General features: G+C 60.9%; 14 protein-coding genes. 7 read left to right on the top strand and 7 right to left on the bottom strand.

Annotated elements, in window-relative coordinates:
* Positions 1–9 precede the first annotated feature (9 nt).
* Positions 10–1,293, bottom strand: a complete 1,284-nt coding sequence (locus ACK6BI_RS17445) for an arsenic transporter (RefSeq protein WP_409318024.1) — start codon at positions 1,291–1,293, stop codon at positions 10–12.
* Positions 1,294–1,466: 173 nt separating this feature from the next.
* On the bottom strand, positions 1,467–2,024 hold the full coding sequence (locus ACK6BI_RS17440) for an NADPH-dependent FMN reductase (protein ID WP_409318023.1): 558 nt from the start codon (positions 2,022–2,024) through the stop codon (positions 1,467–1,469).
* Positions 2,025–2,209: 185 nt separating this feature from the next.
* Between ACK6BI_RS17440 and ACK6BI_RS17435 the strand changes: the two genes are divergently transcribed.
* Positions 2,210–2,446 carry a hypothetical protein gene (locus ACK6BI_RS17435; protein WP_409318022.1) on the top strand — a complete coding sequence of 79 codons (237 nt, stop codon included), beginning with the start codon at positions 2,210–2,212 and terminating at the stop codon, positions 2,444–2,446.
* A gap of 85 nt (positions 2,447–2,531) precedes the next feature.
* Complete coding sequence (locus ACK6BI_RS17430; protein ID WP_409318021.1) at positions 2,532–3,425, top strand: LysR substrate-binding domain-containing protein; 894 nt, start codon at positions 2,532–2,534, stop codon at positions 3,423–3,425.
* On the opposite strand, the gene ACK6BI_RS17425 is transcribed toward ACK6BI_RS17430, so the two are convergent.
* From ACK6BI_RS17425 to dnaQ, 3 genes are all read right to left on the bottom strand, one after another.
* Positions 3,391–4,005 carry a GNAT family N-acetyltransferase gene (locus tag ACK6BI_RS17425; protein ID WP_409318020.1) on the bottom strand — a complete coding sequence of 205 codons (615 nt, stop codon included), beginning with the start codon at positions 4,003–4,005 and terminating at the stop codon, positions 3,391–3,393. The two genes, ACK6BI_RS17430 and ACK6BI_RS17425, sit on opposite strands and share 35 nt — an antisense overlap.
* A gap of 14 nt (positions 4,006–4,019) precedes the next feature.
* Positions 4,020–6,275 (bottom strand): Orn/Lys/Arg decarboxylase N-terminal domain-containing protein, encoded by a 2,256-nt coding sequence (locus ACK6BI_RS17420; RefSeq protein ID WP_409318019.1) that lies wholly within the window; start codon positions 6,273–6,275, stop codon positions 4,020–4,022.
* Between the two features lie 156 nt (positions 6,276–6,431).
* On the bottom strand, positions 6,432–7,184 hold the full coding sequence (dnaQ, locus tag ACK6BI_RS17415; protein ID WP_065261112.1) for a DNA polymerase III subunit epsilon: 753 nt from the start codon (positions 7,182–7,184) through the stop codon (positions 6,432–6,434).
* Positions 7,185–7,372: 188 nt separating this feature from the next.
* On the opposite strand from dnaQ, the gene ACK6BI_RS17410 reads away from it, so the two are divergent.
* On the top strand, positions 7,373–7,678 hold the full coding sequence (locus tag ACK6BI_RS17410; protein WP_409318018.1) for a DUF2388 domain-containing protein: 306 nt from the start codon (positions 7,373–7,375) through the stop codon (positions 7,676–7,678).
* On the opposite strand, the gene rnhA is transcribed toward ACK6BI_RS17410, so the two are convergent.
* Positions 7,679–8,140, bottom strand: a complete 462-nt coding sequence (gene rnhA, locus ACK6BI_RS17405) for a ribonuclease HI (protein WP_065261110.1) — start codon at positions 8,138–8,140, stop codon at positions 7,679–7,681.
* A 91-nt stretch (positions 8,141–8,231) separates the two neighbouring features.
* Positions 8,232–8,990: a methyltransferase domain-containing protein gene (locus ACK6BI_RS17400; RefSeq protein ID WP_085708596.1), complete on the bottom strand. Its 759-nt coding sequence runs from the start codon at positions 8,988–8,990 to the stop codon at positions 8,232–8,234.
* A 65-nt stretch (positions 8,991–9,055) separates the two neighbouring features.
* Here ACK6BI_RS17400 and gloB point away from each other — a divergent pair, with 65 nt between their 5' ends.
* From gloB to ACK6BI_RS17380, 4 genes are all read left to right on the top strand, one after another.
* Positions 9,056–9,823, top strand: coding sequence for a hydroxyacylglutathione hydrolase (gloB, locus tag ACK6BI_RS17395; protein WP_409318017.1), 768 nt, complete (start codon positions 9,056–9,058; stop codon positions 9,821–9,823).
* A 99-nt stretch (positions 9,824–9,922) separates the two neighbouring features.
* Positions 9,923–11,389: a transglycosylase SLT domain-containing protein gene (locus ACK6BI_RS17390; protein ID WP_409318016.1), complete on the top strand. Its 1,467-nt coding sequence runs from the start codon at positions 9,923–9,925 to the stop codon at positions 11,387–11,389.
* A gap of 165 nt (positions 11,390–11,554) precedes the next feature.
* Positions 11,555–13,387 (top strand): extracellular solute-binding protein, encoded by a 1,833-nt coding sequence (locus tag ACK6BI_RS17385; protein WP_409318015.1) that lies wholly within the window; start codon positions 11,555–11,557, stop codon positions 13,385–13,387.
* Positions 13,384–15,225 carry an extracellular solute-binding protein gene (locus tag ACK6BI_RS17380; protein WP_409318014.1) on the top strand — a complete coding sequence of 614 codons (1,842 nt, stop codon included), beginning with the start codon at positions 13,384–13,386 and terminating at the stop codon, positions 15,223–15,225. Before ACK6BI_RS17385 ends, ACK6BI_RS17380 begins: the two co-directional genes overlap by 4 nt.
* Positions 15,226–15,229: the final 4 nt, after the last annotated feature.

Here is a 15,229-nt window from a genome sequence, read left to right as displayed (position 1 = left end):
CAACCCGGTCTAAATGGAAAGCCGCACAGCCAATGCCGCCAGTGTCACCAGCAACACCGGCACCGTCAGCACAATCCCGACCTTGAAGTAGTAACCCCAGCCAATCCGGATATCCTTGCGCTCCAGCACATGCAGCCAGAGCAAGGTCGCGAGACTGCCGATCGGGGTGATCTTGGGCCCCAGGTCGCTGCCGATCACGTTGGCGTAGATCATCGCTTCCTTCACCACACCGGTCGCCTGACTCGCATCGATCGAGAGCAAGCCGATCAGCACCGTCGGCAGATTGTTCATGATCGACGACAGCAACGCCGTCAGCACGCCGGTTCCCATGGCTGCGCCCCACACGCCGTACCCGGCGAAGGCATCCAGCCATCCGGCCAAGTGATCCGTCAGCCCGGCATTGCGCAGACCGTAGACCACCAGATACATGCCCAGGGAGAAAATCACGATCTGCCACGGTGCCTCTTTCATGACCTTGCGCGTGGATATTCTGTGCCCGCGGGCGGCGATACCCAGCAGCAACGCCGCGCACACGGCTGAAATGGCGCTGATCGGAATGCCCAGCGGCTCCAGGGCAAAACAGCCCACCAGCAGAATCAACAACACTGCCCAACCGGCGTAGAACGTGGCCTTGTCGTGAATGGCCGTTTCCGGATGTTCGAGCTGTTCAGGGTCGTAAGTCCCGGGGATGTCACGGCGGAAGAACCACAACAACACCGCCAGTGTGGCCGCGACGCTGATGAAGTTAACCGGCACCATCACGGCCGCATAGCGATTGAATCCGATGTGGAAAAAGTCGGCCGAGACGATGTTGACCAGGTTCGACACCACCAGCGGCAGGCTCGCGGTATCGGCGATGAACCCCGCCCCCATGACGAACGCCAGCGTCGCCGCTGGCGAAAAACGCAGGGCCAGCAGCATCGAAATCACGATCGGTGTGAGGATCAACGCCGCGCCATCATTGGCGAACAACGCCGACACCAGCGCACCGAGCAACACCATGAAGGCAAACAGCTTGCGCCCGCTGCCCCGCCCCCACCGCGCCACGTGCAACGCGGCCCAGGCAAAGAAGCCCGCCTCATCGAGCAACAGACTGATGATGATCAGCGCTACGAAAGTGCCAGTGGCGTTCCAGATGATCTGCCACACCAGCGGAATGTCGCTCAGGTGCACCACACCGAAAATCAGCGCCAGAATCGCTCCGAAGGTCGCACTCCAACCGACCCCGAGGCCTTTGGGTTGCCAGATCACCAGGGTAATGGTCAGCAGGAAAATCAATGACGCAGCAAGCATTCGCGACAGCCTTCAATAAAGTTTGGGGAGACATCAAACCACACGAAAAACCTGTGGGAGCGAGCCTGCTCGCGATTGCAATGTGTCATTCAACTGAAGTGTCAGCTGATACACCGCCATCGCGAGCAGGCTCGCTCCCACAGGGTCGTTATCTTGTCAGAAAAATCAGCGGATCACTTCTTGTGTTGCGCAACCCACTCGCCATAGGCATTGATGAAGTTTTGCAGGAACGGTTTGACCGACTCGTTCAGTTTGCCTGACTCATCGAACGCCGTACCGGCGCCGCCCAGGTAGGCTTCCGGCTGCTGCATGCAGGGCACGTTGAGAAAAACGAAGGACTGGCGCAAATGCTGGTTGGCACCGAAACCGCCAATGGCACCCGGCGAGACACTGATCACCGCCCCCGGCTTGCCACCCCAGACACTCTTGCCATAAGGCCGAGAGCCGACGTCAATGGCGTTTTTCAGCGGCGCCGGCACCGAACGGTTGTACTCCGGAGTGACAAACAGCACCGCGTCGGATGACGCCACTTGTTGGCGAAAAGTGCTGTAGGCTGCCGGCGGCGAATCGCCGTCGATGTCTTCGTTATAGAGTGGCAGATCGCCAATTTCCACAATGTTCAGCTTGAGGTTGGCCGGTGCCAGTTCCGCCAGCGCCAGCGCGACCTTGCGATTGATCGAAGCTTTACGCAGGCTGCCAACCACTACCGCGACGTTATAGACATTGCTCATGGGAAGACTCTCGACTGTCCGTGGGAGGAGCCTGTAGTTATAGATGATCCGACGATGATTCCACCAGACGCCGAAAGATATTTCCCGGGTCTGGATTATTTTTTTCCTGCAGGAAAACTTACCGAGCTTGATGGCGGTCTACCAAGCCGCAAATCCAGCGTTTTATCTCCAGAGGTTCTAAGCAGATGGCAGCAGTACTCGTCGGTCAGTTCCATGCAAGAGATGCGGAAGGCCGCGTTTATTCCGTGCATGAGTTCCAGGAGTCCAACCCGTCGGCAGACGGATTCACCGGCATGGAGCCTGTTACCACCTACAAACTGGCGATTGGCGATCGGGTCAATAAAATCGACGACAACGAGTTTCTGCTGGTGCAATCGGGCATCACGCTGATCCGCGAGCCTGAGCCGTCGATCGCTTCATAACCGATCGCTATGAGCAGAAGTCATCCGCGCCGAGTTGGGGTAGGATTCAGCCACTGACCCCAACGGCCGGACATGGACTTCACGCATGCGTTTACGTCATATCGAGGTGATTCAGGCGCTTTTGCAGACCGGGCACGTGGGCACCGCCGCCGAATGGCTGCAATTGCCGACGGCCGATGTCGAAGCGCGGTTGCGCGAAGCCGAAGGTCAGCTCGGGTTCATGCTGTTCGCCAGCGTACGCGGGCGCCTTCAGGCCACTGCCGAAGCCCGTGCACTGCAAGTCGAGATCGCCCGTATCTATGACGCGCTGGAACCGGTGCAACGACTTGCCAGCAGCCTCAAGCAATACCTCGCCCCGCCACTGCGCATCATCGGCACCCCGCCGCTGGCCCAACAGCTGTTGCCGCAAAGTCTCGCGGCATTGCGTCGACGTCTGCCGGACGTCCCTTGCACCCTGCTCAGCGAGCCTACCCGCCAAATCGTTCGCAGTCTGTTGCTGCGTGAGAGCGATCTGGGACTGAGCCTGCACGACCCGGAACACCCTGATATCCATTGCCAGGTATTGGCGCAAGGCAAGCTGCAATTGCTGGCGCCCCACGGCTGGCTGCAACCGAAGCAAAAGTACATTTCGCTGCAGGATCTGGCGGGCCAGGCGATGGTCGGCCTCGAAGGCCAGGACCCGTTGAGCCCGGCACTGGAGCATAAACTCCAGGCGCTGCGCCCGGCGCCGAGCATCCACACCCGGGTACAGACCCACCAGATGATGCGCAGCATGGTCGAGGCCGGTGAAGGCCTGGCCATCGTCGACCCGTTCACCGCACTGGGTGCACGGGCCAGTGGAATCGACACTTGCCCGTTGTCACCGGCGGTGCCGATCAGCCTCTATGCACTGACCTTCAAGCACACGCCGCCGACATCGGCAGTCCAGACATTGCTGGGTATCGTCACGGAACAAGCCGAGGCGATGCTGGCGAGCTGATCGGGTTTTCCAGCGGATTGTCGAACAGTCGATACCAGAACAACGCCACTTCGGCGGTGTTCGGGTCGATGCCGCGATAACGCAGATGATCGATGCCACCGATCACATAACCGCAACGCTCATACAGGCGACAGGCACCGAGGTTGTTGTTCTGGGTTTCGAGCATGATCCCCGGCAGCTTTTTCTTGCGGCTCCAGAACTGAGCGACGTCCAGCAACGCTTTCGCCACACCATGGCGCCTTGCCGGCGCATGCACCGCCAGCTCATCGATATGGGCGAAACCGTTCCAGTTGGTGCTGATCACCAGATGCCCTACCGGCTGGTCTTCCAGATACGCCATGAAAATCGCACTGTCAGCGGCATCGCGAAAACTGCTGAACTCTTCGGGATCGATGCCGTAGCACTTGCGATACGGCACGATCGGCGTCACGCCCCACTGCACGACGGGCTTGCCGATCTCGGCCGCGCCATAGGCGGCGACCTCGAAACTGAAATCACTGCTCCAGATATAGGCGGCAAAGCCGTCATCGGCGACACGCACGGACAGCCTCGGGGATTTTGGATTCATGACCGGTTGCATGTTGGTAAACGCCCTCATTCCTTGACGCAATCGACGGTGTAGTGCCGTCCATTGCCCTCGTCTTCGTGTTGCAGTCCGTGCACATCGACCACGAACCCCGGAAAGCTCGCGTCGAACGTACGGGCAAATTTCAGGTAATCGATGATCGACCGAGTGGCTTCGGTAAAACGTTCGCCGGGCATGATGAGCGGAATTCCCGGCGGGTAAGGCACCAGCATCACCGCTGCAACCCGTCCTTCCAGCTCATCGATCGGTACCGCCTCGACTTCGCCGCGCACCAGTTGATCATAGGCATGGGCCGGTTTCATGGCGATTTCGGGCAGCACGGTGTACATGCGTTTGAGGTGCCTGGCGGTGGCATTGCTGCGATAACAGGCGTGGAGCTGGTCGCACAGATCGCGCAGGCCCATGCCGCGGTAGCGCACCGGATCCTCCTGGGCGACACACTTCAGGCAAGTATCGAGACTGACGTTGGCGTCGTAGCTGCGCTTGAACTCCAGAAGCTCGGTCAACAGCGTGCTCCATTTGCCTTTGGTGATGCCCATGGAGAACAGCACCAGGAACGAGTACAGCCCGGTTTTCTCCACCACCAGCCCGCGCTCCCACAGAAAACGACTGACCACCGCTGCCGGAATACCCCTGTCGCTCAATGCGCCGCCAGCGGTCAAGCCAGGCATCACCAGAGTGACCTTGATCGGATCGAGCAACACGTAGTCATCGCTGACCTCGCCAAAACCATGCCAGTCCGCCTCGGGTTTCAGCAGCCAGTCTTCGGTCTGCACCCGGTCAATGCCCTCGACACCCGGTGGCTGCCAGATCGAGAACCACCAGTCACTGGCGTCGATGTGTCCACGCAGGTTGGCCAGCGCCCGACGAAAGCTCAGGGCCTCATCGAAGGTTTCCTGCAACAGCGAACGCCCGGCCGGGCCTTCCATCATGGCCGAGGCCACATCCAGTGATGCAATGATGCTGTACTGCGGCGACGTCGAGATGTGCATCATGAATGCTTCGTTGAACCGGTCTCGGTCCAGTTGCCGGGCTCCGCCGTCCTGCACATGAATCATCGAGGCCTGGCTGAACGCCGCCAGCAATTTATGGGTGGAATGGGTGGTGAACACCAGCGGACTGTCGGCGCTGCGCGAAGTGGCCATGCCGTAGCGTCCGGCAAAGAATTCGTGAAACGCCGCGTAGGCGTACCAGGCTTCATCGAAATGCAGCACCTCGACGCTGTTGCCCAAGTTCTGCTTGATCAATTCGGCGTTGTAACACAGGCCGTCGTAAGTGGAGTTGGTGACCACCGCGAGTTTGACTTTCGGCTCGCGGCCCTGGGTCAACGGGCTCGCATCGATCTTGGCCTGAATCGATTCGCGGCTGAATTCGCTCAGCGGAATCGGCCCGATGATCCCCAGTTCGTTGCGTTCCGGGCACAGGTACAGCGGAATCGCGCCGGTCATGATGATCGCGTGCAGCACCGACTTGTGACAGTTGCGATCCACCAGCACCAGATCATCGCGCCCGACCATGGAGTGCCAGACGATCTTGTTGGCGGTCGAGGTGCCATTGATCACGAAAAAGGTGTGATCGGCGCCGAAATTGCGCGCGGCTCTCGCTTCGGCCTCGGCCAGTGGGCCGGTGTGATCGAGCAGCGAACCCAGCTCCGGCACCGACACCGACAAGTCCGAGCGCAGGGTGTTTTCCCCGAAAAACTGGTGAAACGCCTGCCCCACCGGGCTCTTGTGATACGCCACCCCACCGTCATGTCCCGGGGTGTGCCAGGAGTAGTTGGAATCGGCCGTATGCTGCACCAGCGCCCTGAAGAACGGCGGCAGCAACCCGTCCAGATACTTGCGCGCGGCCCGCGCCACCTGCCGGGCGAGAAACGGCACGGTGTCTTCGAACAGATAGAGAATGCCGCGCAACTGATTGAGCTCGGCCATGGCATCGGCCGGAGCGTTCTCCAGCGTGACCTGCTCTCCCAGCGCAAAGATCGGCAGATCCGGCGCCCGTACACGGGCCAGACCGATCAGTTCGGCCATGTTCTGCAGCAGATGGGAATGGGCGCTCGCGTCTTCGGCGGCGATCAACATGCACGCAAGACCATGATGGGTCGATGCGACCAGCCTGCCCTCTGCGTAGTCCATGGCCGAAACGACGCTGAAACCTTCCTGCTCCAGTTCATGGGCGATGCCACGAATGCGCTCGCCGGCAACCGTGTCAGCCTTGATGTCGCGATGAACGATCAACACCGGAAACTTCAGATCTTTGTACATGGGGGCACGGCGTCCTGAGGCGGCGGAGAGTGGTCTGCCAATGTCCTCAGGGTAGAAGGTCGAAGCGGATGTGGCGAGAGTGGCCAGTTGTCAGTACTGCCAAAAACAAAAGGATCGTCCGAAGGCGGTCAGCACCGCCGGACGATCCTTTGATCTTCAAGCCTGGGATTCGGCTTCCAGCAATTGCGTCCACAAGGCCGGTGCACCAGCGGACTTGGCGATGATTTCCAGCCGCACCTGATGTTCCGCCAGCTCGGCTTCGGTGGCGCGAATGATCCGCCCCGGCTTGCGATCCGCCGGCAGACGACGGATTTCGGTGGCCGAGTTGTCCGCGCCCTCGCCCGCACCGTCAGTGGCATTGCCCGCCAGCGAGAGGCTGGTCTGGCCACCGGTCATGGTCAGGTAGACGTCGGCGAGAATCTCCGAGTCGAGCAATGCGCCGTGCAGTTCACGACCGGAGTTGTCGACGCCGTAGCGTTTGCACAAGGCATCAAGGCTGTTGCGCTGACCCGGGTGACGTTCCCGGGCCATCATCAGGGTGTCGAGGATCGTGCAGTGCTGCGTGATGTCGGCACGATCGTGCTGCCCCATCAGGGCGAATTCGTTGTTGATGAAGCCAACGTCGAACGCCGCGTTATGGATGATCAGTTGCGCGCCGTTGATGAATTCGAAGAACTCGTCGGCCACTTCGGCGAAACGTGGTTTGCCGACAAGGAACTCGTTGGTGATGCCGTGGACGCCGATCGCGCCCTCGTCACTTTCGCGATCCGGTTGCAGGTAGACGTGAAAGTGCCGGCCCGTCAGGCGTCGACCGATCAGCTCGACGCAACCGATTTCAATGATCCGGTGACCATCGGTCACCGGCATGCCGGTGGTTTCGGTATCGAGTACAACGGATCTGGTGGCCATCTAGTGTTCAGCTCTCAACGGTCAATCGTGCAAAAGCGGCGATGTTAACACGCTGGTGGCGCGCGTCGCGTCCCGCCGGGTGATCGGCGCTCATGCAGTTTTTAACAATCATTAGCAATCTTCATAAAGTCTGGGGCAAACCGGCTTGTTAGCGTGCGCGGCCTGTTTCTCACGGACTCGCACACCTCATGAAGACTGCACGGTTTCTATTGCTCGGCGGCTGCCTGCTGATGACTGAAGCACACCCCACCAGTTTCGTCATCAGCACCGACATCACCCTGAGCCTGACACTCAGTTCCAGCAAAGGCACCAGCGGTTCGTTCAAGGACGACAAGATCGTGCTGGCCGCCAGGGACGATGCGGCGGCCTTCGTTGCCAGCGACGGGGACATTCGTGGCGTACAGATGGAAGCGGCACTCCAGCGGATTCGCAGCCTGTTGCCGGAGCTCTCCGCCACTGACCTGCAGCTGGCGGAGGCCATACTGATGCTGTAATCAGCCCTGCTTCAAACCGCGTACTTCATCCACCCCGCGATTGGCCAGCTGGTCGGCGCGCTCATTGCCGTGGTGGCCGATGTGGCCGCGGACCCATTTCCAGGTGACCTTGTGGCGATTGACCTGCTCGTCCAGTTCCTTCCACAGGTCGGCGTTCTTGACCGGCTCCTTGGCGGCGGTTTTCCAGCCGCGCTTCTTCCAGTTGGCCATCCATTCGTTGATGCCTTTCATCACGTATTGCGAGTCGGTCACCAGCAAAACCTCGCACGGACGCTTGAGGGCTTCCAGGCCGCGGATCGCACCGAGCAGTTCCATACGGTTGTTGGTGGTATTGGCTTCGCCGCCCCACAGTTCCTTTTCGACGCCCTTGCACACCAGCAAGGCGCCCCAGCCACCAGGGCCGGGGTTGCCCTTGCAGGCGCCGTCGGTGAACAGTTCTACACTATCGAGGCTTTCGCTCATGCCAATCCATCCAGAAAAATGCGTGGCCTCACCGATCATGGATCGACGACGACCGGGGCCGGGACAGGCCCGGCCACTATAAAAAGAAGGTTTACGGTTCGATACGGCGACGATTGACCTTGGCCATTGGCAGTGGAATCAGCTTGCCCATCGGCTCGCGACGTTCCTGGCGTACAGGGCGCAGGCCGACCACGATCTTGCGCGCGACCAGCAGATAGAAACCGCCGCCCGCCAGTTGCCAGTCGCCGGCCTTGCGTTCCCAGCCGGCCAGACGGGCCTGCCACTTGGGTGACGCAAGCGGCGGACGATAGCACCCGAAGCGGCGTTTCTCCAGCGCGAAGCCCAGCAGGTTGAGCCAGTCGGCGACCCTTGATGGCGAGATGCAGCGGGCCTGATGCAAGGCATCATGAGCGAAGACATGACGCAAGCCCCAGGTACTCCAGGGATTGATCCCGACAATCAACAGATGCCCGCCGGGGCGCACACTGCTGGCTGCTTCACGCAGCAGGCCGTGAGGCGACAGACAGAAGTCCAGACCATGCTGCAACACCACCACGTCCGCGGCGTGTTCGCTCAAGGGCCAGGCCTGCTCTTCGCAGACAATCTCCACCCCCGGCAACGGTGCACCGAGGCGAACGTTGCGCTGCACTTGCGGTGCCGACGGCGGTGTTTCGGCGGAAGGACCGTAATGCACCAGATAGCCGCCGAAAAAACGGCCGAGCTCGTCTTCGAGCATGCGCCGCTCTTCGTCCAGCAGAAATTGCCCGAGGGGACCGGACAACCATTCCCGGGCCGCCCCGATCAGCGCAAGCCAGTCAGGATCGGCCTGAGCGAACGCTTTATCGATCATTGCATTCTCCAACACGCCAGGAACCTCTAAGATGCGCCAATGTTACCCGCTTGGCGAATCCGAAGATGATACAGATCAGTGCCCTGCCCGCCTTCACCGACAACTACATCTGGTTGTTACAGGATCATGCCACCCAGCGCTGCGCTGTGGTCGATCCGGGGGATGCCGCACCCGTACAGGCGTGGCTCACCGCGCATCCGGGCTGGGTGTTGGGCGACATTCTGATCACCCACCATCATCACGACCATGTCGGCGGTGTCGAGGCGCTCAAGAAAGCCACGGGAGCGACGGTCTACGGGCCGGCCAGTGAGAGCATCCCGGGGCGGGACGTCGCGCTCAAGGACAATGACAAAGTCCGCGTGCTCGGCTGGGATTTCGATGTCTACGCCGTTCCCGGCCATACCCTGGGACACATTGCCTATTACCATCACGGGCTGCTGTTCTGCGGCGACACGCTGTTCGCCGCCGGCTGTGGCCGCTTGTTCGAAGGCACGCCGGAGCAAATGCACCACTCGCTCGGTCGCCTGGCAGCCCTGCCGGAAGACACGCTGGTCTACTGCACTCACGAGTACACCCTGAGCAACCTGAAATTCGCCGCCGCCGTGGAGCCGGGCAACCCGGACATTGCCGCCCGTCTGGAAAAAGTCGGTCATCAGCGGCAGAACGGCGTCATGACCTTGCCCTCGACCATTGCCCTGGAAAAACTCACAAACCCGTTCCTGCGTACCAGTGAAACATTAGTTACACAAAAAGTGGACGAACGGAACGGCGCTCAAAACCGGGCGCCGAGTGAGGTTTTTGCGGCGCTGCGGGCCTGGAAAGATAAGTTCTAAGCCGTTCACTACTTGGTACAAAAACCTTGAACGGTTGACCGCAGGGGGTGCGCTTTCTAGAATCGCCCGACATTTTTGCCCGGAACTTACTTCCAGCCAATGTCGTCATCCATACGTAAGTCCGTCAATTCAGACGCATTGACCCGCCTGGCGCAAGCCATCGCGGTGGCTGTGTCCGCCACGCTGGCGGGCTGTTCAAGCCATGCTCCGCAGACTGAAGCGACCCATACGCCGAATATGGCTGCGCGAGCCAAGCAGAAACCCATCTGGTTGTCCGAAAAGCCCAGCCCGCAGGTGCCCCAGGACATCTGGGCCCGCATGCGCAACGGTTTCCAACTGCAGGAAGGTCTGGGCGTGAACCCGCGCATCGAGCAACAGCGCCTGTGGTTCGCCAGTAACCCGTCCTTTCTCGAAAACGCCGGCGAACGCGGCAGTCTCTACATTCATTACATCGTCGAGCGCCTCGAAGAGCGCAACATGCCGCTGGAACTGGCGCTGCTGCCGGTCATCGAGAGCGCCTACAACCCGATGGCCTATTCTCGCGCCGATGCGGTGGGCCTGTGGCAGTTCATCCCTTCTACCGGGCGTTCTTTCAATCTGCGTCAGACCCGGTTCTACGATGGCCGTCGCGACATTACCGCCTCGACCACTGCCGCGATGGACTACCTGACCCGCCTGCACGACATGTTCAACGGCGACTGGCTGCTGGCCCTGGCCGCTTACAACGCCGGCGAAGGCACGGTCAGCCGCGCCATCGAACGCAACGAACGACTGGGCTTGCCGACCGACTACTGGAACCTGCCGCTGCCGGCGGAAACCCAGGCCTATGTGCCGAAACTGCTGGCTCTCTCGCAAGTGGTGCTGGCGCCTGAGGCCTACGGGGTCAACCTCAACCCGATCGCCAACGAACCTTACTTCCAGGTCGTCGAAATCAACCAGCGCATGGACCTGTCCAAGGTCGCGGCGGTGGCCAACATCGACGAAGACGAGCTGTTCCAGCTCAATCCGGCGTTCAAGCAGCGCACCACCATTGACGGCCCGCAGCATCTGCTGGTGCCGACCTCGAAGGCGCAACTGCTGACTGCCAGCCTGCAGACCATGCGTCCTGAAGAGCTGATCAGTCCCCGCTCGCTGAAGCCGGTGTTCGAGGGCGCAGATCCGACGGAAGTCGCCCAGCTCAAGCGTGCCTACCGGGTCAAGCGCGGCGACAACCTCGGTTCCATCGCCAAGGCCAACAAGGTCGAGGTCAAGGACCTGCAACGCTGGAACAAGCTGACCGGCAAGCACCTCAAGGTCGGCCAGACCCTGGTCATGCAGGACACCACCAAACGCACCCCGGCGCGCAAGACCGGCGGTCGCATCAACACGGTGATCGCGGCCAACACCAAGGCCAAAGGCAAGGATGACAGCAAGCAGCAGACCCAGTACAAGGTCCAGCGCGGCGATACGCTGTACGTGGTGGCCAAGCGCTTCAACGTCGAGATGCAGCATCTCAAGCGCTGGAACCCGGGCGCCGGCAAGGCGCTCAAGCCTGGGCAGATGCTCACCGTCTACCAGCCGCACTGACCCGGAGCCCCTGAATTTCAGGGGCTTTTTTTCGTCTGTCATTTTTCGCTGTCGAGGCAGGCGACTTCCACAATCAACCACGCATCAGGCCCCTGTCTTTTTCCTGTCCATACAAGCTGTTACTGTACGGCCCACAAAGCCCAAGCCGCCTGGATCGGATCTGACTTGAAGCGTCCCCTCCTCCTGCTCCTGATCAGCCTGGCCTTGAGCTCCCCCGTCAGCGCGACGATCACCGAAAGCCACGGTTATGCGCAGTTCGGCACGCTCAAGTACCCGGCCAGATTTACCCACTTCGACTGGGTCAACCCGCAAGCGCCCAAGGGCGGCACATTGCGGGTGATGGCGTTTGGCACCTTCGATACGCTCAACCCCTACACTTTCAAGGGCACCAGCCCGGTCACCACCCCGAATTTCCTGCAGTACGGCATCAACGAGCTGAACGAACCGCTGATGGTCGGAACCGGCCAGTACTCGCCGTCCGGCGATGAACCGGCGTCGAGCTATGGCCTGATCGCGCAATCGGTGGAATACAGCGAAGATCGCAGCTGGGTGGTGTTCAACCTGCGTCCGGAAGCACGCTTCCACGATGGCACCCCGATCACCGCTTATGACGTGGCGTTCTCCTATCGAACGCTGCTCAAGGAAGGTCATCCGCTGTACCGCACGGCGCTGCAGGAAGTGTCGCGTGTCGACATCCTCAACCCGCAGCGCATCCGGTTCATCATGAAGCGTTCGGGCAATCCGTTGCTGATCCTGCGCCTGGGCGAGTTGCCGGTGCTGCCCCAGCATTACTGGAAGGGGCGCGACTTCAAGGCCACCACCTTCGAACCGCCACTGGGCAGCGGGCCGTACCGCATCACCTCGGTGACGCCGGGGCGCCAGTTGATTTTCGAGCGGGTCAAGGATTACTGGGGCAAGGATTTGCCGGTCAATCGCGGCAAGTACAACTTCGATCGCATGGAAGTCGAGTTCTACCGCGACAGCGACGTGGCCTTCGAAGCGTTCAAGGCCGGCGAGTTCGACATCTATATCGAGCATCAGGCGAAGAACTGGGCCAACGGTTACAACTTTCCTGCGGTACGCCGTGGCGACGTGATCAAGGCGCAGATCCCGCATCAAATCCCGACCCAAAGCCAGGGCCTGTTCATGAACACCCGGCGAGCCACCTTCGCGGACGTCAAGACCCGTGAAGCCCTGGGTTTGATGTTCGACTTCGAGTGGACCAACCGCGCGCTGTTCAGCGATGCCTACCAGCGCACCACCAGCTACTACCCGAACAGCGAATTCAGCGCCAGCGGCCTGCCCGTCGGTCACGAATGGCTGATGCTGAAGCCGTACAAGGATCAACTGCCAGCGCGGCTGTTCACCGAGCCGTTCACGCTGCCAAAGACCGACGGGCGCGGCATTCCCCGGGAAACCATGCGCAAGGCCCTGGCGCTGCTGGCCGAGGCCGGCTGGAAGCTCAACGGCGAGCGCCTGCAGAACGCTGCCGGCCAGCCGCTGAGTTTCGAACTGCTGCTGGTCAACCCGAACCTGGAGCGCATCCTCCAGCCGTACATCGAGAACCTCAACAGCATCGGCATCGACGCGCGCCTGCGCACGGTGGATCGCGCCCAGTACAAGCAGCGCCTGGATCAGTTCGATTTCGACATGATCCTGATGACCCTCAACCAGACCCTGAGCCCGGGGCTGGAACAGTGGCAGTACTTCCACTCCAGTCAAGTCGGGGTCAAGGGCAGCAAGAATTACGCGGGTATCGCCAACCCGGTGGTCGACCACCTGCTCGAGCAGTTGCTCGCCGCCCGCACCCGCGATGAACAGGTCGCCGCGGGCAAGGCGCTGGACCGCGTACTGCTCTGGCAGCACTACAGCATTCCCAACTGGTACCTCAATTATCACCGTCTGGCGTACCGCAACCGGTTCGCTTTCGTCACTACGCCGCCCTATACCCTGGGCCTGAGCGCGTGGTGGCTGAAATCTTCGGAGAAAGATCAATGAACGCCATCCGTACCCTGCTCGTGCAGGCTTGCGGCCTGTTGTTCGCCGGGCTGGCCTGCGCCGCCCCGCAGCACGCCGTGACGCTGTACAACGAGCCACCGAAATACCCGGCGGACTTCAAGCATTTCGATTACGTCGACCCCGATGCCCCCAAGGGCGGGACTTTCCGTCAGGCCGGTTTCGGCGGCTTCGACAGCCTCAATCCGTTCATCAGCAAGGGGGTGCCGGCCGATGACGTCGGGCAGATCTACGACACCCTGACCCGGCACAGCCTCGATGAGCCGTTCACCGAATACGGCTTGATCGCCGGCAAGATCGAAAAGGCTCCGGACAACAGCTGGGTGCGTTTCTACCTGCGCCCGGAAGCACGCTTCCATGACGGCCACCCGGTACGCGCCGAAGACGTGGTGTTCAGCTTCGAGACCCTGACGAAAGAAGGTTCACCGATGTTTCGCGGTTACTACAGCGATGTCGAGGAAGCCGTCGCCGTAGACCCGCTCACGGTGCTGTTCAAGTTCAAACACAACAACAATCGCGAACTGCCGCTGATCCTCGGCCAGTTGCCGGTGCTGCCGAAACACTGGTGGGCCAGCCGCGATTTCAACAAGGGCAACCTGGAAATCCCGCTGGGCAGCGGCCCGTACAGGGTCGCCGAAGTGAAGGCCGGGCGTTCGGTGCGTTACGAGCGGGTCAAGGATTACTGGGGCAAGGACCTGCCGGTCAATCGCGGGTTCTACAATTTCGACGTGATGACCACCGACTACTTCCGCGACAACACCGTCGCCCTGGAAGCCCTGAAGGCCGGGCAGTTCGACTACTGGCTGGAAATGACCGCGAAGAACTGGGCCAACGCCTACAACATCCCGGCCGTCACCGAGGGCCGACTGGTCAAGGAACTGATCCCCAACGGCAACCCGACCGGCATGCAGGGCTTCGTCTTCAACCTGCGCCGTCCGCTGTTCCAGGACGTCCGGGTGCGTCAGGCACTGGGCCTGTTGCTCGACTTCGAATGGACCAACAAGCAATTGTTCAACAGCGCCTACGTGCGCACCCGCAGTTATTTCGAAAACTCGGAAATGGCCGCCACCGGCCTGCCGGACGCCGATCAACTGGCGATCCTCGACCCGTTCCGCCGTCAGCTCCCGGCGCAGGTGTTCAGCGAAGCCTTCGAAAACCCGAAAACCGATGGCAGCGGCATGATCCGCCTGCAGCAACGCGAGGCTTATCAGCTGCTGCAAGAGGCCGGCTGGAAGATCGTCGACGACAAAATGGTCGACACCCGCGGCAAACCGGTGGTCATCGAGTTCCTGCTGGCCCAGACCGAATTCGAGCGGGTGTTGCTGCCGTTCAAGCGCAACCTCGCCGATCTGGGCATCGACCTGGTGATCCGCCGCGTCGACGTCTCGCAATACGTCAACCGTGTGCGTTCGCGGGATTTCGACATGATCGTCGGCAGCTTCCCGCAGTCCAACTCACCGGGTAATGAACAACGGGAATTCTGGATGAGCGCTGCCGCCGACAAGCCCAGCAGCCGCAACTCCATGGGCCTGAAAGACCCGATCGTCGATCACCTGGTGGAGAGTCTGATCAACGCCGACTCGCGCAAGAGCCTGGTGGCCCACGCCCGGGCGCTGGATCGCGTGCTGCAATGGGGTTACTACGTGATACCGAACTGGCACATCAAGAGCTGGCGCGTGGCGTACTGGAACCACATCGGCCATCCGAAAGTCTCCCCCAAGTACGACATCGGCATTAATACCTGGTGGGTCAAACCCGACACGAAGCCGGCGGTAGAAGTGCAAACCCAACTGCAAGCCGACCCTGTGGGCACGGAGTAATCAG

This window comes from Pseudomonas sp. KCJK9016 (genome assembly GCF_046231795.1).
Classification (GTDB): Bacteria; Pseudomonadota; Gammaproteobacteria; order Pseudomonadales; family Pseudomonadaceae; genus Aquipseudomonas; species Aquipseudomonas bananamidigenes.
This window is presented reverse-complemented; position numbering and strand designations above follow the sequence as displayed.

Bases quoted from the DNA above. Each gene is read 5' to 3' on its own strand.
- ACK6BI_RS17400 (WP_085708596.1), bottom strand. From the start codon at position 8,990: ATGATCGATAAAGCGTTCGCTCAGGCCGATCCTGACTGGCTTGCGCTG.
- ACK6BI_RS17410 (WP_409318018.1), top strand. From the start codon at position 7,373: ATGAAGACTGCACGGTTTCTATTGCTCGGCGGCTGCCTGCTGATGACT.
- ACK6BI_RS17420 (WP_409318019.1), bottom strand. From the start codon at position 6,275: ATGTACAAAGATCTGAAGTTTCCGGTGTTGATCGTTCATCGCGACATC.
- ACK6BI_RS17430 (WP_409318021.1), top strand. From the start codon at position 2,532: ATGCGTTTACGTCATATCGAGGTGATTCAGGCGCTTTTGCAGACCGGG.
- ACK6BI_RS17440 (WP_409318023.1), bottom strand. From the start codon at position 2,024: ATGAGCAATGTCTATAACGTCGCGGTAGTGGTTGGCAGCCTGCGTAAA.
- dnaQ (WP_065261112.1), bottom strand. From the start codon at position 7,184: ATGGCCACCAGATCCGTTGTACTCGATACCGAAACCACCGGCATGCCG.
- ACK6BI_RS17390 (WP_409318016.1), top strand. From the start codon at position 9,923: ATGTCGTCATCCATACGTAAGTCCGTCAATTCAGACGCATTGACCCGC.
- ACK6BI_RS17425 (WP_409318020.1), bottom strand. From the start codon at position 4,005: ATGCAACCGGTCATGAATCCAAAATCCCCGAGGCTGTCCGTGCGTGTC.
- ACK6BI_RS17435 (WP_409318022.1), top strand. From the start codon at position 2,210: ATGGCAGCAGTACTCGTCGGTCAGTTCCATGCAAGAGATGCGGAAGGC.
- ACK6BI_RS17445 (WP_409318024.1), bottom strand. From the start codon at position 1,293: ATGCTTGCTGCGTCATTGATTTTCCTGCTGACCATTACCCTGGTGATC.
- rnhA (WP_065261110.1), bottom strand. From the start codon at position 8,140: ATGAGCGAAAGCCTCGATAGTGTAGAACTGTTCACCGACGGCGCCTGC.
- ACK6BI_RS17380 (WP_409318014.1), top strand. From the start codon at position 13,384: ATGAACGCCATCCGTACCCTGCTCGTGCAGGCTTGCGGCCTGTTGTTC.
- gloB (WP_409318017.1), top strand. From the start codon at position 9,056: ATGATACAGATCAGTGCCCTGCCCGCCTTCACCGACAACTACATCTGG.